Source organism: Candidatus Njordibacter sp. Uisw_039, assembly GCF_047730075.1.
GTDB lineage: Bacteria > Pseudomonadota > Gammaproteobacteria > Pseudomonadales > Balneatricaceae > Njordibacter.
The window spans coordinates 723366-739975 of the sequence record NZ_CP159831.1; the positions used below are offsets into that span (position 1 = coordinate 723366).

Here is a 16610-nt window from a genome sequence, read left to right on the forward strand (position 1 = left end):
AAAGTGCAGGCTAGTAGTTTCTTCTCAGTAATACCCCTTCCTTTTAATGATTAAGCATAGCTTTTAACCTATCAAGCTCATCGCCTGAAACACGCACTGCTAAATTATATATTTTACGCAAGTGCACCTATCTAAAATTTTTTGATGTTATCACTCAGTACATAGTGCTATTTAGGTTGTATGCTGATCCCAATAGGGGTTGTCACCAAATCGTTCAATGAGAAAATCTATTAAGCTTCTCACCTTGAGTGGCAGGTAGCGGGTGGCTGGGTATATTGCATAAGCGTGCATGGTGGGTAACGAGTAATTCTCTAGTATCTGTATTAGATCCCCTTTTTCCAAAGCTTCCCAAACGAAGAAGCTCGGCAGCATAATAATGCCGTGCCCAGAGAGCGCTAATTGCATCATAGCATCACCATTGTTAGCAGTAAGGCTAGACTCTCCATTAACGAGATGTTTCTGCCCCTCAAGGTCCCATAAGGGCATGCCTGCCAATGGCCAGCCCGTTTGCTTTAGTATTTTATGATGCTTTAGCTGTGCTGGATTTTCCGGTATGCCTCGATGTTTAAGGTAATCTGGGCTGGCACAGATGACATGCCTAATAGGCGTGATTTTGCGAGCTTTTAGGCTGGAGTCTGGCAGGGAGCCAATGCGAAATGCAAGGTCGTAACCGCCCTCTATGATGTCGACCTTACGATCAGAAAAATTAACCTCAATGTTTAATTCGGGGTGCTGGCGCATAAACAGATCAATGGCGGGCGTTAGGTGAGTAATGCCAAACGATAATGGCACAGCTAGCTTTAAGGACCCTGCTAACACTTTGTTTTTACACGCTATGTCACCATTCAACGAATCTACTTCCCCCAGCAACAGTTTTACGCGTTGGTAATACTGGTTACCAGCTTCGGTAATGCTCGATGTACGAGTAGTTCGATTGATAAGCTTAGAACCCAACCTGTTTTCCAAATCCCCTAGGCGTTTGCTAACGGCAGATTTTGCTAAGTTAAGTTGATCTGCGGCTTTCGTAATACTGCCCGCTTCAACAATCCTGACAAATACATGCATATCTTCTAGCTGACCCATAGGCACAGTTCTCTTTTGACGAACAATGTTTTCATATTCTTTATGTTTTTCCGCATTTAGTCAAACTGTATATTTCTGGTGTAAGCAAGAACTAACTTTAATTCCTTGTAGTTCTTGCTAACCCCCCCCCTTTAACGTAGCGTTTTTTAACGAGAGAACAAGGACAAATTATGACCGATGTAAGAAATGAAAATGGCACATGTCAATGTGGTAGATCACCCACTGGAGACTGTATTGGTTGGCATATGTTAACGCCCGTGGAATATGAAGCCAAAACGGACAAAGAAAAAGAAGCAACATTTGGAAATTCAAAGTAAAGGAAAGTTAGGCTTGGGATCTAATAGAATGAAACACGCCTTACGCATTATTACTTAAATAGGGAATATGAATATCTTATTGTTCATCCATAGGTTTTGTTCTCTTTTTACTAATAATTATTTTGTAATTTGCTTTATTTAATTAACCTTTATGAGGGTAATTAAAGCCAAAACCTACCCTGAAAAAAGGGTAGGCAAGGCACATCCAATGTACCTAATAAGCCACACAAATATATCATAAATGGAGCATTACTATGAAGACCTTATATACTTTCGTCGCCCCCACGGGGCGCTTATTTCTCGCCATGATGTTTTTCATGTCTGGCCTTAGCAAAATTGGTAACTATGCGGGCACTCAAGGCTATATGGAAGCCATGGGGGTATCGGGTGCTCTGTTACCTCTGGTAATTGTTCTAGAGGCATTAGGAGGGCTGGCTATCATCCTTGGCTGGCAAACGAAAATCGCTAGTTTTGCTTTAGCAGGCTTTTGCGTGGTGTCGGCGGTGCTATTCCATAATGACTTTAGTAACCAAGCAGAAATGGCCTCGTTTATGAAAAACGTCACTATTGCTGGAGGTTTTTTATTGTTGGTTGCCCATGGGCCAGGTGCTTACGCCTTAGATAATCGTGTAAAATCTGTCCAAGCATAAATAAATTTGAGACAGAGCCCCTTATGACTTCTTATAAGCATACCAACCTAGCATTAAGAGAACTGCAACTTAGCATGCCAGGCATGCCAGCCTCAGATGGGGATGGGGTTAAAATGACTCGTATTATTGGCACTCCACAGTTAAGCATGCTGGATCCATTCCTCTTGCTCGATGCCTTTGGTAGTGATCAACCACTGGATTATATTGGTGGATTTCCAAATCACCCCCATCGAGGCTTTGAAACAGTCACTTATATGCTCGCTGGGCGCATGCGTCATAAAGACAGTATTGGCAATGAAGGGGTGATCGAAGCCCATGGCGTGCAATGGATGACAGCAGGCAAAGGCATTGTGCATTCAGAAATGCCAGAGCAGGACAGTGGCCTGCTGGCGGGCTTTCAGTTGTGGGTGAACTTACCCAGCAAAGACAAAATGTGTGAGCCAAAATATCAAGAATTTATAGCTCAGGACGTGACTGTCGAAAAGCGCGAAGATGGCAGCCAAGTGAGGGTTGTGGCTGGCATTACCGATTTGGGTAGTATTGGGCCAGTGCAACGTCATGACATCACTCCCACCTTTATGGACATTACTTTGGCGCCAGGTAGTGAGTTTAATCAACAAATTAAATCAGGTGATACGGCCTTTATCTATGTGATTGAAGGTCATGTGTTAGTGGGAGGTAAGGCCAGTCTTTTGCCTACTAAACAGCTAGGCATTCTAGAAGATGGGGACCATGTCAGCATGGTCGCAGCCCCCCAAGGGGCCCGTGTGTTATTAGTGGCGGCCACCCCGATTAACGAAAGTGTGGCCCGAGGTGGGCCATTTGTTATGAACACAAAAGCTGAAGTAATGCAGGCTTATGATGATTTTAGAAACAATCGGTTTTAGGAGTTAATAATGGGATTACTTGTTAATGGAGAGTGGCATAGCGATTGGTATGACACCAAAGCCACGGGTGGGCGTTTTGAACGCAAAGCCCCCAGTTTTCGTAACTGGATTACAGCAGATGGCAGTGCAGGGCCTTCCGGTATCAGTGGTTTTAAAGCCCAACCCAATCGCTACCATCTTTATGTTTCGCTAGCCTGCCCTTGGGCTCACCGCACTATGATCTATCGCAAACTTAAGGGCTTGGAAGACCTAATTTCCATGTCGGTGGTGAATGCCTTTATGGGTAATGAGGGGTGGACCTTTGAACCAGGGGATGGGGTGATTGGCGACCCTATACACCAAGCCACTAGGATGCACCAAGTTTATACGGCGGCCATGCCAGACTACACGGGTCGTGTGACGGTGCCAGTGATTTGGGATAAGCACACGCATACTATTGTGAGTAATGAGTCACCTGAAATCATCCGCATGTTTAATTCGGCCTTTGATGGTGTGGGCGCTATCCCTAGAGACTTCTCTCCACCTGAACTCCTTGCCGAAATCGATGAGCTAAATGACTTTATCTACCCCAACATTAATAACGGTGTTTATCGGGCGGGATTTGCCACCACTGAGGCAGCTTATAACGACGCCGTAGCCGATGTTTTTAATGGTCTTGATACCCTTGAAGCGAGGTTAGCTAAGCAACGCTATCTAACGGGCGACACCATTACAGAAGCAGACTGGCGTCTATTCACCACCTTGGTGCGCTTTGATGCCGTTTATGTGGGGCATTTTAAATGCAACCTGCGTCGCATTGTAGATTACCCAAACCTGTGGGGTTACTTGAAGGACTTGTATCAAGTGCCCGGTGTAGCGCAAACGGTGCATGTGGAACACTGTAAGGCCCACTACTATGGCAGTCATGAAACCATAAACCCCACCTTGATTATACCTGCGGGTCCAGTGCTAGATTTTATGCAACCACATCACCGAGCGTCAGTTTAGTAGACGCTTAGTGTTAATGACCCCTTAAAAGATTGCTCTTGGCAGTCTTTTTTTTGCACTTAAATGCATCTGAACCAGATAGAGAAATAATAGATGAAACCTTTAGTCGCTAATAATAAACCTGTTAAAGTCACCCTTGCCAAAGGTGAGGCCTACGCCTTTTGTACCTGTGGCCGATCGAATCAGCAACCCTTTTGTGATGGCTCCCATGTCGGCACTGACTTCAAACCTCAGCAGCTAGTGGCAGAGGAGGCAGGTGATGCATATTTGTGTCAGTGCAAACATTCTTCAAATTTACCATTTTGCGATGGTAGTCATAAACAATTTGACGACAATGCAATAGGCAAAGAAGGCCCAGGTATGGACGTTCAAGCTTCTAAAATCCCTCTTGTTAGTGCCACAAAAGAAGAACCTACGGTTGAGTTTATTCATCAATTGGCGAGAGATGGTTTATCTAAGATGGGCCACCACGGCCCCATGGTATCTATGGGGGTGCCCCGCCACGCGTTGCCTCACTGGGATGATATTCAGATTATGACAGCACAGATGGCACGTAAACCTTTGTTTGAAGATGTGGTGGTCAATAGTGAATTAGTGATTGGACCAAGGGCCAAAAAGCCACTTATTTTAAAGACCCCATTATTTGTCTCAGATATGAGTTTTGGTGCATTATCAGAAGAAGCCAAGCTATCCTTGTCAATGGGTGCTGAATTGGCTGGCACTGGAATTTGTTCTGGAGAAGGGGGCATGTTGCCTGCAGAACAGCGCGCTAACTCACGCTATTTTTATGAACTTGCTAGTGCCCAATTTGGTTATGATGAAGCTAAGTTAAAAAATGTTCAGGCCTTTCATTTCAAAGGTGGCCAAGGAGCAAAAACAGGCACGGGAGGGCATCTTCCTGGCAATAAAAATATTGGTAAAATTGCTGAAGTGCGGGGTATTAAAGCTGGGGAAGCGGCTATATCACCGCCCACATTTAAAGATTTACACTCTCCTAAAGATTTCAGAAAATTTGCTGATCGAGTGCGCTCAATAACGGGTGGTATTCCCATTGGCTTTAAACTTAGTGCCAACCATATTGAAAAAGACATTCAGTTTGCTTTGGATGCCAGCGCTGATTACATTATTCTCGATGGGCGTGGTGGTGGTACAGGAGCTGCTCCTGAAATGTTTAGGGACCATATCAGTGTGCCTACGATTCCAGCCTTGGCACGGGCTCGCAGGTATTTAAACGAGCAAGGTGCAAGTGGTAAAGTCACATTGATCATTACGGGTGGTTTGCGAGTGCCCATGGATTTTGTTAAAGCCATGGCTTTGGGAGCCGATGGCGTTGCCATTTCTAATAGCGCAATGCAGTCGATCGGTTGTGTTGCCGCAAGAATTTGTAATACCAATAACTGTCCTGCCGGAATTGCCACTCAAAAAGCAGATTTGCGGCAGAGGTTGAATGTTGAAAAATCGGCTCATCAACTTAAAAACTTTTTTGAATCCTCAACCCTTTTGATGCAGGTGATGGCTCGGGCCTGTGGGCATGATGCTTTAAGAAAATTCACTCAAGAGGATTTAGCAACGTGGCACCGTGATATGGCGTTATTGAGTGGTATCAGCTACTCAGGAATTATGCCGCCACCTACTGAGTCTGCCAGCACCGGGTCTTACGCTTGATTGGAGCGTTTGAGTAACTCATTTTTGAGGGTTAATAATCTTTTAGGATAAGCGATCACATACCGACCATTGATGTTTGATTTAATTTATCTGCTGGTGCCATTCGTGTGCCAGTTTTTTTCAGGCAACAGACCTCAGTAGCCACAAAGCTGGCACAGAACTGAGGGTGAGCGACACCAGTAATTTCCCTTCGGCTGGCAATAGGACAAGCAGTTTGCTTTCAGTGTATGATCTAGAGATATTTAGGTAGTATCAACGAATTATTTTGAGGTCACTAGGCATGGAAAACCGCCTCCGTAATGGTTCCCTAGTCATTCTTTTAGGGGTCGGCTTGTCTATGGCATGCCTGAGTCAAACGGCCTTAGCCAACAATGCTAGCTTAACCACTCAGCACATCAGTGGCCCTGTCTATGCAATTATTGGTGAGACGGGAAACCGCAGTGCAGAGAATCTAGGTAATAATGCCAATTTTGGTTTTATTGTTGGCAATACAGGGGTGCTTTTAATCGATAGTGGCGCAGGCACAGAAGCAGCCCAAGCCATCGAAGCCAAAATATTACAAACCACCTCATTACCCATTACAGTGGTCATCAATACCGGTGGTCAAGACCATCGCTGGTTAGGTAACGCCTATTTTGCTCAGCAAGGGGCCCGTATTATAGCCAGCAATGCAGCTGTAGCCGATCACGATCAACGAGCGGGTGATCAAATACAAGGCTTAACAGCAACAACAGGCCAAGATCCTATGCAGAACCTTGAGCCCATGACTGCTGACGTGACCTTTGACCAAACGTATACCTTAAATCATGGGGGCTTAGAGATACACATTACTCATCAAGGTGCAGCTCACACACCGGGTGACAGTTGGGTTTATATTCCTGTTTTGAAAATCCTCTTTACTGGCGATATTGCCTATGGTGATCGCATGTTAGGGGTGATTGAGGTGTCTGACAGTCTGTCTTGGGTTGAGGTATTTGAGGAGATGTCCCAGTTACCAGCACAGCAGGTGATTCCTGGTCACGGAGCAGTGAGCACCCTGACCAAGCTCGAAGAGCAAACCTATAATTATTTAATTCATCTGCGGCAAGGTGTGGGTGAATTTTTAGATAATGATGGTGACTTGATCGACATTCGCACCGTTGATCAGTCGGCTTTTAGCCACTTGCTTAACTACGAAGGCATCGCCCCAGGTAACGCCTTACGTGTATACGAACAAATGGAATGGGAGTAGCTGCGGCAGTTTTTTGTTAAATTGTAATCATGCTACTTACTTTATTCACATTACTCACTCTGCTGGCCTTCGCTGTTAACTCATTGCTTAACCGTGGTGCATTGCAGTATGAATTAATTGGGCGGGAGAGTTTGCTGCCTTGAGAGTAGCTTTTGGCGCGTTGGCGCTGTTTTATGCTGTTAGCTTGGCGGAACAAAAGCCTGCCCAAACACAAACCCATACAAGTCAAAGGTGTTGTTGGTCCTGCCGCCTATATGGTTGGTTTCTCCTAATGGTATTGGGTTTTACCTCAGCTAGACGTCACTGTTGGTGCACTAGCGCCATTATTGGTGGAGTAACATTAGGCAGCCTACTCAAGCGCCCTTAATTGCAGCATCCATGTACTGGAGCTTGTACCCTGCACTTTTAAATCATACTAAAACCGCTCACAATAGGCTTACAAAAAAACCTAAAAAACACAGAGGTGAACATGGCTCAAAACACAGTAGGTATCGTTGGTCTTGGTAATATGGGCAGCGGTATGGCGCAGACGTTATTGCGCCATGGTTATGAGGTGTTGGGTACTGATGTGGGAGCCAAGCAACAGCAAGTAGCGCGCGAAATGGGTGTTAATGTGGTGGCCGATATAGCCGCACTGTGTAGTCAAACGAAGGTCATTTTATTGTCGTTGCCTATGGCTAAACACGTGTCTGAGGTAGTCTCTGGCAAGGATGGTATCATCGAACATGCTCAACAACAGAGCCTAATTATTGACACCTCTACTTCTGAACCCGAGGTCACTCGGTCATTGGCAGCCATGCTGGCTCCTACAGGGCACCAATTGCTGGACTGCCCTGTCAGTGGCGGACCTGCAGGAGCTATCGCTGGAACCATGGTGATGTTAGTGGGCGGAGAAACAGATGCGCTTGAGCGTGCGATGCCTTATTTAGAAATACTCAGTTCTAAAGTGGTGTACATGGGTGCATCTGGCAACGGCCATGCAGCAAAATTAGTTAATAACCTCTTGTGTGCAGCCCATTTGGTGACTACGGCCGAAGCAGTAGCTCTGGGTACCAAAGCAGGTTTGAATGCTGAAGACCTTATTGCTGGGTTAAATGCGGGTTCTGGTCGCAGTGCGATTAGTGAAGTTAATTTTCCGCGCTGGATTCTTAATCAGGCCTTTGATTCAGGCTTCACTATGCAGTTAATGCGTAAGGACGTAGGCTTGGCGAAAAACATGATTGCAGACATGGGGCTAGAGCTACCAATGTCAGAACAGGTGTCACAGATATGGGCAGCTAGTGCAGATAACTTGGCTGGAGAAAATGACTTCAACTACATCGTTAAAAACTGTGGTTTGGGAGATTAACAACATGAGTTTTGTGATTGAAGGCAATGGTGAGCAACAAGTCGAACAGTTACTTAGGAAACTGTTAGGCAATACCTCCTTTGGCAGTTGGGTGGGTGGGGAATTAGTGCTGGGTAAAGGCGATACCATTACCCTAGTCAACCCAGCAACAGGCAGTGGGTTTTTGCAATATAGTGATGCTACAGAGGCAGTGGTGTCTTTAGCTGCTGATACAGCAGTGCTGGCACAAACACAGTGGTGGGCTTTGAGTGCCAGTGCCAGAGGCCAATTGATGTGGAAGTGTGGAGCACACATTCGTGATGTAGCCGAATCCCTAGCGCAGCTGGAATGTTTGTCGGCGGGTAAACCACTGCGTGATTGCCGGGTTGAAGTGGCCAAGGTAGCAGAGATGTTTGAATATTATGCGGGCTGGTGCGACAAACTCACGGGAGAGGTTATTCCGGTGCCTACTAGCCACTTAAATTACACCCGTCACGAGCCTTTTGGCGTTGTCACCCAAATAACACCATGGAATGCACCTTTATTTACCGCTGGCTGGCAGATTGCCCCAGCTATTTGTGCAGGTAATGCAGTGTTGCTGAAACCTTCTGAACTAACGCCCCTAAGCAGTACGGCATTGGCTAAATTGATTGAACAGGCTGGCATTCCAGTGGGCCTTGTTAATGTGATCAATGGTTTAGGCAACACTACAGCAACCGCAGCTATTGCCAACAAAGCCACTAAGAAAGTGATTTTTATAGGCTCACCCCAAACCGGTGGTGTTATTGCCTCAGCCTGCGCACAACGGCTTATTCCTTGTGTGCTAGAGCTTGGAGGAAAGTCTGCCAATATCATTTTTGAAGATGCTAACCTCGACCGTGCCGTGGCAGGTGCGCAGGCGGCGGTGTTTGCTGCAGCTGGACAAAGCTGTGTATCGGGTTCCCGCTTGTTGGTTCAAGGCACAGTGTATGAGGAAGTGGTAGAACGTGTTGCCTCGGCTACGCGTAAGCTCAAACCCGGCTTGCCTTGGAATGAAGACACTATGGTTGGGCCAATTAATAATGCTAAGCAGTTTCAGCACGTAACTGCCTTAGTTGCTGATGGAGTGTCTCAAGGTGCGGTAGTTGCTGCTGGTGGCATGGCTGATAATATTTCTGGTGGCGAAAATGGCTTTTTTTATCAGCCAACAGTACTTGCTAACGTACACAATAGTATGCGGGTTGCGCAGGAAGAGATTTTTGGCCCAGTAATGTCAGTGATTGCCTTTGAAGATGAAGACGAAGCTGTAGCCACTGCCAATGATAGCCGCTTTGGGTTGGCTGGAGCTGTTTGGACCGCTGATGTAGGTCGGGCCCATCGCATGGCTGCAAAGGTTAATGCCGGTACGTTTTGGGTCAATAGTTACAAAGCCATTAACGTTATGTCCCCCTTTGGGGGTTTTGGTGAAAGTGGCTATGGACGTTCCAGTGGTTATCAAGGCTTGATGGAGTACACTCAAATTAAGAGTGTGTGGATCGAAACAGCTCAGAATGCAGCTATCCAATTCGGTTACGCAATTGAATAGCACGTTTGATGGCGGAGGAAGAATGATTCAATTTCAACGACAGATAGACGTAGACAACTTATGGCAGATTATTCTTGGTGAGGCTCAATCTGTAGTTGATGAGACACCACTATTAAGGGCGTTTTATGATCGAAATATTCTACAACATGCTAGTTACAATGCAGCTCTAGCCCATGTGCTGGCGGAGAAAATGGCTGATAGTCTAGAAAATAAAGGCCAGTGGAGTGAGTATTTTTTAGGATTAATGCTCGAACATAAGTCGATAGCGCTTGCAGCTAGCAAAGACCTACTCTGTCAGCTGCAAAACAATGCGGCGATTAAAGACCACTATACGCCGCTACTCTATTTCGGAGGCTACCAAGCGCTGCAGTGTTATCGTTTAGCCCATGCCTGCTGGTTGAATAAGCAGGTGGCTGTGGCCAATTATATACAAAGCAGGGTGGTGTCTTTGTATGGTGTTGATATTCATCCGGCAGCGCAGATAGGTTCAGGTATTTTTATGGATCACGCTGTGGGTATAGTGATTGGCGAAACTGCCGTGGTAGAGGACGATGTCACGTTGTTTCAAAACGTCACCCTAGGGGGGACGGGTAAAAGCTCTGGTGACCGGCATCCAAAGGTGCGTCGCGGTGCCTTCCTTGGTGCTGGTGCTCAAGTGTTTGGTAATATCGAAATTGGAGCCTACGCTAAGATCGCAGGTGGTGCAGTTGTTGTAAAAGCTGTTGCTCCAGGAACAACTGTTGTTGGACCTGCCGCCAAGCCACTTGGTTAGCCCACATTACTTTCTGAGGAGTAAACCCTATGCTTAAAAACCATCTTGGTATTGACCATCCGCTTGTGGCTGTGCGTGATATGGATAAGGCCTGCAAAGATTTCGCCCGTCTAGGGTTCTATATTAACCCGCGACACCATCATCCGTGGGGTACTGATAACCATTTGTTAATGTTTCAAGAAAATTTCATTGAAGTGATCAGTGTCTATGACTCTAGTAAGCTAGACCTAGCTAATGACAAGGGTTTTGCCTTTGGACGCTTTATTAGTGACTCAATTGAGCGTAAACAAGGCATCGCCATGGTAGCTTTACACAGTGAAGATGCGCGAGCTGATCATTTGCTGATTGACCAACGGGGTATTGAGAATCAGGGGTTGGTTGATTTTCGACGGATTGCCCATCGACCTGATGGTAGTGAAGAGGAAGCAGTGGTGTCTTTGGTGATGCTGATTAATCCACAAAACCCTGCTATGTCGCACTTTTTTTGTCACCAGCATAAGCCCGACTTAGTGTGGGTTGCAGATTGGATGGTTCATGCTAATGGCGCCACTGGCATTACGGGTGTGTTTTATGTGGCCGACAACCCAGCTGAATTTAACAGCCGGTTTGAGGGTATTTATGGTACCGCTGCGGTAAAACTCGAAGCTGAGCGATTAGTGGTTAATACTGATCGTGGTGATTTTGAAGTATTAAGTCCTAGGCTAGCTCAAGCCCGCTTTCACGGTGTTGATGTACCTGCCAATTCACAGCAGTTGCCCAGTGGCGTGGCCATTCGTATAAGCACATGTTCCATGGAGCAAGCGCAGGCGCACCTTGATCAGACTCAGGTTGACTATGTGATTACTGAAGACGGCGGGTTACGTATTCCAGCTAGGTATGCCGCTAACACCATTATTGAAATTTACCCTGAGTGAATGGCCCTGGTATTGTCTACGTAACGGTGTTGAGCTAGTTAAATGACCCAATAGCAAAGTCTGATAGCAGTTCAATGCCAGTTTTGGTAATGCGTACCTGCTGTTCTAACTTCACGCCTTCCTTCTCACCAATACCGCCAGTGTAAGATTCAACACACACCACCATGTTTTCATGGAAGTGGCCGTCGTAGCCTACTTTCTCGTAGTCTTGTGGATGGTAAATACAGGGATATTCATCAGCCAGGCCGACGCCATGCAAGGAACACGAATACCGATTGGGAGCGAAGCGCTCTGGTAGCTTCCAAGATTGATCAACAAAATCGCGAAAGGCCAGGCCATCCTTAAGTAGGCCCATATTATAGCTAATATGTTCCATAGCAATGTCGTAGATTCCTTGCTGGGTTGCCGTAGGTTTTTCGTGCCCAGCAATCCATGCGCGGGAAATGTCGGCGCAATAGCCGTAGGGGCCAATTAAATCGGTGTCAAAAGAAACAATGTCGCCTTTTTGAATAATAGCGTCGGAGCTTTCTCGCATCCACGGGTTAGTGCGTTCGCCAGCAGAGAGAATACGGGTTTCGATCCATTCACCACCATTGCGAATATTCTCAAAGTGCAGGTGGGCCCACAATTCGTTTTCACTAATGCCTGGCTCACAATAGTTCCACATGCGCTCCATGCCTTTTTGGCACACGGTAATGGTCCATTGCATAAGCTGTAATTCTTCCGCAGATTTAATGCCGCGGGCATGCTCCATGTACTTCATACCATAGAGTGTTTCGATGCCGTGTTGATGCAGCTGGGCCATGCCTAGATGTTCACATATATCCACTGCTAGGCGTTTGTTACCCCCACCGTATTGCTTTATTAAAGAGGCGATGTCTGCACCCCAACGCACGGCTTGTTCTGGCGCACGTTCACCCGCAGCGAAATAAGCCCATGCAATTGCAGGGCGAATTTCATCCACGGTGAGTTGGCCATTAGGTAAACGCTTTTCGTCGTGCAGGTGGCCACAGTTATGATAGTCAAATAACAAGGCAGGGCCATCGGCAAAAATTAGCGCATAGCGTGATGGATTGTGCATGGTCCACAACTGCATGTTAGAGGTGTCTGTGGCGTAGCGAATGTTGCAGGGGTCATATAACAGTACTGCAGCAATGTCATTGTCTCGCAACACCTGGCGAGTGCGCTCCAGTCTGTACTCCCTTGCTTTTCTTACGGTAGCTTCAGCGATGGGGTTTTTTAGGGCAATATCAGCCGCGTCTTGGTTGAGGTAGCGTTTTTTGTCATCAATCACGGTTGCAACTCCTGCTTATTGGGCTTCTTTTAGAATCCATTGCTTAACTTGTTCGATATGTTCAGACCTATGGCCCATAGCTTCAGTCAAAATGTAGTAGCCCCAAGGTTTTGGGATTTGGAGTCGTTCACGAAAAGGCGCCACCAAACGTTTCGTAGCAAGTAAGTCTTGCAAGAATTCACTCCAGCCTAAAGCCATACCTTGGCCTGCCTCGGCGGCACTATAGAGCATTGGAATGTTATTAAATTCTATACTAGTACGGAGGCCCTTTAACGGGCTATGTTGGTCTATGAGCCAGTCTTGCCACTTAACCCAGCGCCATTGGTTATCGTCCAAGTCGATGAGAGGTACTTGGGCAAGCTGTGATAATTCTGTGAGTTGATGCTGTTGCGCCATCGATGGGCTGCATACAGGGTAAATTTCTCCAGACAATAAATATGTAGACTCTGTTTTCCCCCAGGTGTTATCGCCATATTTAATAGCAATATCTGCTCCTTCATCAACGGCACCTAAGTGATTTTGTGAAGTTAGGATTCTTAGGTCGATGCTGGGATGTTGTTGCATAAAACGTCCCAATTTTGGCAATAGCCACATCTGCGCGAAGGCTGTGGTAGCAGCTACGGTGACCGATTTACTCGCAGACGGGGAGTTAAGTTCTTCTACTACATCGGCAATCTCCCCAAGCCCAGATGCCACTGCTCGATAGAGCAACCTTCCTTCTTGGCTAAGGCGTAGAGATCGGTGTTGTCGTACAAATAACAAATAACCTAAGCGTTGCTCTAGGTTAGCAATTTGTTTGCTAATAGCGGCTTGGCTAAGATTGAGTTCGAAGGCGGCCCGAGTAAAGCTGAGGTTGCGGGCACTGGCCTCAAACATAATCAAACTGTTGGGCGAAGGGATTTTTTTCAATCTCGATATCATAACCAGATGTTATTCATTAGTCTATTAATTGGCATTGGTAACGGCGCTAATGAAAGTAAAATATCACAGGTATAATATAAAGAGCAATAGTCTAATTTAAAGGAATATAATCGATTATTGATGTTATGTTAAAGAGCCATATTTAAGGCTTTATTGAGAACTTATGAATATAGTTTAGCATAACCTATAGTTATCTTAAGCATGCCTTTTAGTCGTTTGACAGCCTAGGGTGCCAGCCTTAGCATGCAAGCAGATCATGCAGTGATAATAGGCTGCTTGGTTATCGGATTGAGTGAGGGCTAGCATGGCAACACCAGTAGGAAGTACCAACCGTCGCAGGGCGGGTGGCCGTGCAGGCAAGCAGCAACGGCATGAACCAGTACAAGCCCCAGCTTATTTAAAGCGTGAGATTCCTATTTATGAAATGCTTAATGAAGAAGCATTACAAAAAATAGAACACAATGCTGATATTATTTTGCAAGAAATTGGCATCGATTTTAAAGAAGACGAAGAAGTTTTAGAAATATGGCGTCAAGCAGGTTGCAACGTTCAAGGGGAGCGAGTCCGTTTTGAAAAGGGCATGTTGCGCACTATTATCAATGCCACATCGCCTAAGCAATTCACTCAGCACGCACGTAACCCTGATCGTTCCATTGAGATCGGCGGTGATAATATGTGTTTTTTCCCGTCCTATGGATCGCCTTTTGTTCACGACCTTGATAATGGTCGTCGCTATGCCAAGAACGAAGATTTTAAAAACTTTATCAAACTGTCACACATGTCTCCCTGGTTACACCATTCCGGTGGCACCATCGTTGAGCCCATGGATTTGCCAGTTAATAAACGCCATTTCGACATGGTCTATAACCACATTAAATACAGCGATAAGTGCTTTATGGGGTCTGTAACTGCACCCGAACGCGCTGAAAATTCTATCGACATGGCGCGTATTGTGTTTGGCAAAGAGTTTATGGAGCACAATTGCAGCATTCTTAGTGTAATAAACGTTAACTCACCACTCACCTACGATGGCACTATGCTTGGGGCCTTAAAGACGTATGCTAAGGCTAATCAAGCAGTCATTGTTACGCCCTTTATTCTGATGGGAGCGATGGGCCCAGTAACGCTAGCTGCAGCTTTGTCGCAGGTGCTTGCTGAAGCGATGGCAGGGCTGGCCCTAATTCAACTCATTCGCCCTGGTGCACCTGGTATATTTGGAACCTTTACCAGTTCCATGTCATTAAGGTCTGGTGCACCTACCTTTGGTATGCCAGAACCTGCGTTAGGGTACATTGCTTTTGGGCAGTTAGCTAAACGCTTGGGCGTACCATTACGTGGTGGTGGTTCTTTAACGGCATCCAAAATTCCTGACGCACAGGCCGCACAAGAAAGTGCTGATACCTTATTCCCAACCTTGTTAGCGGGAATTAATGTGGTGTTTCAGGCGGCAGGGTGGCTGGAAGGGGGGCTTACTATGGGGTATGAAAAATTTATTTTAGATGCTGACCATTTAGGCATGATACACACTATGGCTAAGGGTATCGACGTGAGTGACAATGGTCTTGCCTTGAGCGCCTACCATGAGGTACCGCCAGGCCAGCATCACCTTGGTACCGCCCATACCATGGCGAATTATAAAACCGCTTTTTATGATTCCACTACAGCTAATCATGAGTCATTTGAGCAATGGCAAGAAGAGGGTAGCCTAACGGCGGCACAACGAGCTAACACTATTTACAAACAGATGCTCAACAACTATGAATTACCACCTCTAGATGAGGCCATTGACGATGAGTTAAAAGATTACATGCTGCGCCGAAAATCCGCCTTTCCAGACTCTGACGTGTAATCGATTGTTAGCCCAAATAAAAACTGCGCACTTACATTAAATTATCATATAGCCTATTCTGTGTGTTTGTTCGCAGCAACAATTGAATGCTAAAAATTGAGCATAACTGGAGACAATATTGAAAGCCATTGCCTATAAAACTACCGGTCCAATAGACCGTGAGGATGCCTTGCAGGACATCACGCTACCCAAACCCACTGCTGAAGGCCGCGATCTGCTAGTCAAGGTCAATGCCGTGTCAGTCAATCCTGTGGACACAAAAGTACGCCAGCGCCAGGAGCCTGAAGAGGGTGGATGGGTGGTTCTTGGGTTTGATGCTGTTGGCAGTGTTGAGGCAGTTGGGTCTGAAGTGAAAAGTTTTAAACCTGGTGATTCAGTTTTTTATGCCGGTGCTATTAACCGACCTGGTACTAACAGTGAGTATCATCTAGTTGATGAGCGAATCGTTGGTCACGCACCCACTAGTATAAGTAATGCCGAGGCAGCTGCTCTGCCGCTCACAGCAGTTACAGCCTGGGAAATGTTATTTGACCGACTCGATGTTAATCGCCCAACTGCACAAGGCGCAAACACTATTCTGGTCATTGGTGGTGCGGGTGGTGTTGGATCAATTGCCATCCAGTTACTTCGGGCAATGACCAACATGACTGTGATAGCAACGGCTTCGCGTCCTGAAACTCGTGATTGGGTGATCAAGTGTGGCGCCCATTATGTGATAGATCATCGCCAGTCACTAGCCTCTGAGGTTGAGAAATTAGGTCTTGGTGCCCCAGGGTTTGTGTTCTCGACCACAAACACTGGTTCACATTTGGCTGATATTGTTGAGTTGATTGCACCGCAAGGTCGATTTGGTGTGATAGATGATCCAGAAAATTTTAGTGCTTCGCCATTTAAGCGCAAAGCCATATCACTTCACTGGGAGCTAATGTTTACACGTTCGCTATTCGGCACACCAGACATGGCGGAACAAGGCAAGGTGTTGAACCAGATCTCTGCCTTAGTTGACGCTGGAAAAATCCGTTCAACGGTCACCAATGTGGCTGGTAAGATTGACGCGGCTACCTTGCGTGCAGTGCATGCCCACATTGAAACGGGTTCATCCCGGGGCAAGACCGTGCTTGAAGGATTTTAAAAGGGCTTATTGCACAC

Annotated in this window: 15 protein-coding genes; 12 read left to right on the forward strand and 3 right to left on the reverse strand. The window is 46.3% G+C overall.

Annotated elements, in window-relative coordinates; all coding sequences use genetic code 11:
* Positions 1-171: 171 nt before the first annotated feature.
* Positions 172-1083, reverse strand: coding sequence for a LysR family transcriptional regulator (locus ABXT70_RS03465; protein ID WP_443641785.1), 912 nt, complete (start codon positions 1081-1083; stop codon positions 172-174).
* A gap of 170 nt (positions 1084-1253) precedes the next feature.
* Here ABXT70_RS03465 and ABXT70_RS03470 point away from each other — a divergent pair, with 170 nt between their 5' ends.
* The 10 genes from ABXT70_RS03470 to ABXT70_RS03515 all read left to right on the forward strand — a co-directional run bounded on the left by ABXT70_RS03470 (position 1254) and on the right by ABXT70_RS03515 (position 11397).
* On the forward strand, positions 1254-1400 hold the full coding sequence (locus ABXT70_RS03470; RefSeq protein ID WP_443641786.1) for a hypothetical protein: 147 nt from the start codon (positions 1254-1256) through the stop codon (positions 1398-1400).
* A 254-nt stretch (positions 1401-1654) separates the two neighbouring features.
* Positions 1655-2050: a DoxX family protein gene (locus ABXT70_RS03475; RefSeq protein WP_443641787.1), complete on the forward strand. Its 396-nt coding sequence runs from the start codon at positions 1655-1657 to the stop codon at positions 2048-2050.
* Between the two features lie 23 nt (positions 2051-2073).
* Positions 2074-2937 carry a pirin family protein gene (locus tag ABXT70_RS03480; RefSeq protein WP_443641788.1) on the forward strand — a complete coding sequence of 288 codons (864 nt, stop codon included), beginning with the start codon at positions 2074-2076 and terminating at the stop codon, positions 2935-2937.
* Positions 2938-2946: 9 nt separating this feature from the next.
* Positions 2947-3924 carry a glutathione S-transferase family protein gene (locus tag ABXT70_RS03485; protein WP_443641789.1) on the forward strand — a complete coding sequence of 326 codons (978 nt, stop codon included), beginning with the start codon at positions 2947-2949 and terminating at the stop codon, positions 3922-3924.
* A gap of 93 nt (positions 3925-4017) precedes the next feature.
* Positions 4018-5589: a glutamate synthase-related protein gene (locus ABXT70_RS03490; protein WP_443641790.1), complete on the forward strand. Its 1572-nt coding sequence runs from the start codon at positions 4018-4020 to the stop codon at positions 5587-5589.
* 280 nt (positions 5590-5869) lie between these two features.
* A complete protein-coding gene (locus ABXT70_RS03495; RefSeq protein ID WP_443641791.1) occupies positions 5870-6820 on the forward strand; it encodes an MBL fold metallo-hydrolase in 951 nt (316 codons plus the stop codon).
* 463 nt (positions 6821-7283) lie between these two features.
* Positions 7284-8168, forward strand: a complete 885-nt coding sequence (locus tag ABXT70_RS03500; RefSeq protein ID WP_443641792.1) for an NAD(P)-dependent oxidoreductase — start codon at positions 7284-7286, stop codon at positions 8166-8168.
* Between the two features lie 4 nt (positions 8169-8172).
* Complete coding sequence (locus ABXT70_RS03505; RefSeq protein WP_443641793.1) at positions 8173-9711, forward strand: aldehyde dehydrogenase family protein; 1539 nt, start codon at positions 8173-8175, stop codon at positions 9709-9711.
* A 22-nt stretch (positions 9712-9733) separates the two neighbouring features.
* A complete protein-coding gene (gene epsC, locus ABXT70_RS03510) occupies positions 9734-10483 on the forward strand; it encodes a serine O-acetyltransferase EpsC (protein ID WP_443641794.1) in 750 nt (249 codons plus the stop codon).
* Between the two features lie 29 nt (positions 10484-10512).
* Positions 10513-11397 (forward strand): VOC family protein, encoded by an 885-nt coding sequence (locus ABXT70_RS03515; RefSeq protein ID WP_443641795.1) that lies wholly within the window; start codon positions 10513-10515, stop codon positions 11395-11397.
* A gap of 34 nt (positions 11398-11431) precedes the next feature.
* On the opposite strand, the gene ABXT70_RS03520 is transcribed toward ABXT70_RS03515, so the two are convergent.
* Positions 11432-12691: a M24 family metallopeptidase gene (locus ABXT70_RS03520; protein WP_443641796.1), complete on the reverse strand. Its 1260-nt coding sequence runs from the start codon at positions 12689-12691 to the stop codon at positions 11432-11434.
* Positions 12692-12706: 15 nt separating this feature from the next.
* On the reverse strand, positions 12707-13600 hold the full coding sequence (locus ABXT70_RS03525) for a LysR substrate-binding domain-containing protein (RefSeq protein ID WP_443641797.1): 894 nt from the start codon (positions 13598-13600) through the stop codon (positions 12707-12709).
* Between the two features lie 316 nt (positions 13601-13916).
* Between ABXT70_RS03525 and ABXT70_RS03530 the strand changes: the two genes are divergently transcribed.
* Entirely contained in the window at positions 13917-15461 is a 1545-nt protein-coding gene (locus tag ABXT70_RS03530) for a trimethylamine methyltransferase family protein (protein ID WP_443641798.1), read from the forward strand.
* 118 nt (positions 15462-15579) lie between these two features.
* Positions 15580-16593, forward strand: a complete 1014-nt coding sequence (locus ABXT70_RS03535; RefSeq protein ID WP_443641799.1) for a zinc-binding alcohol dehydrogenase family protein — start codon at positions 15580-15582, stop codon at positions 16591-16593.
* Positions 16594-16610 lie beyond the last annotated feature (17 nt).

Coding starts and splice junctions, on each gene's coding strand:
- ABXT70_RS03465 (WP_443641785.1), bottom strand. CDS start 1,083: ATGGGTCAGCTAGAAGATATGCATGTATTTGTCAGGATTGTTGAAGCG.
- ABXT70_RS03470 (WP_443641786.1), top strand. CDS start 1,254: ATGACCGATGTAAGAAATGAAAATGGCACATGTCAATGTGGTAGATCA.
- ABXT70_RS03475 (WP_443641787.1), top strand. CDS start 1,655: ATGAAGACCTTATATACTTTCGTCGCCCCCACGGGGCGCTTATTTCTC.
- ABXT70_RS03480 (WP_443641788.1), top strand. CDS start 2,074: ATGACTTCTTATAAGCATACCAACCTAGCATTAAGAGAACTGCAACTT.
- ABXT70_RS03485 (WP_443641789.1), top strand. CDS start 2,947: ATGGGATTACTTGTTAATGGAGAGTGGCATAGCGATTGGTATGACACC.
- ABXT70_RS03490 (WP_443641790.1), top strand. CDS start 4,018: ATGAAACCTTTAGTCGCTAATAATAAACCTGTTAAAGTCACCCTTGCC.
- ABXT70_RS03495 (WP_443641791.1), top strand. CDS start 5,870: ATGGAAAACCGCCTCCGTAATGGTTCCCTAGTCATTCTTTTAGGGGTC.
- ABXT70_RS03505 (WP_443641793.1), top strand. CDS start 8,173: ATGAGTTTTGTGATTGAAGGCAATGGTGAGCAACAAGTCGAACAGTTA.
- epsC (WP_443641794.1), top strand. CDS start 9,734: ATGATTCAATTTCAACGACAGATAGACGTAGACAACTTATGGCAGATT.
- ABXT70_RS03515 (WP_443641795.1), top strand. CDS start 10,513: ATGCTTAAAAACCATCTTGGTATTGACCATCCGCTTGTGGCTGTGCGT.
- ABXT70_RS03530 (WP_443641798.1), top strand. CDS start 13,917: ATGGCAACACCAGTAGGAAGTACCAACCGTCGCAGGGCGGGTGGCCGT.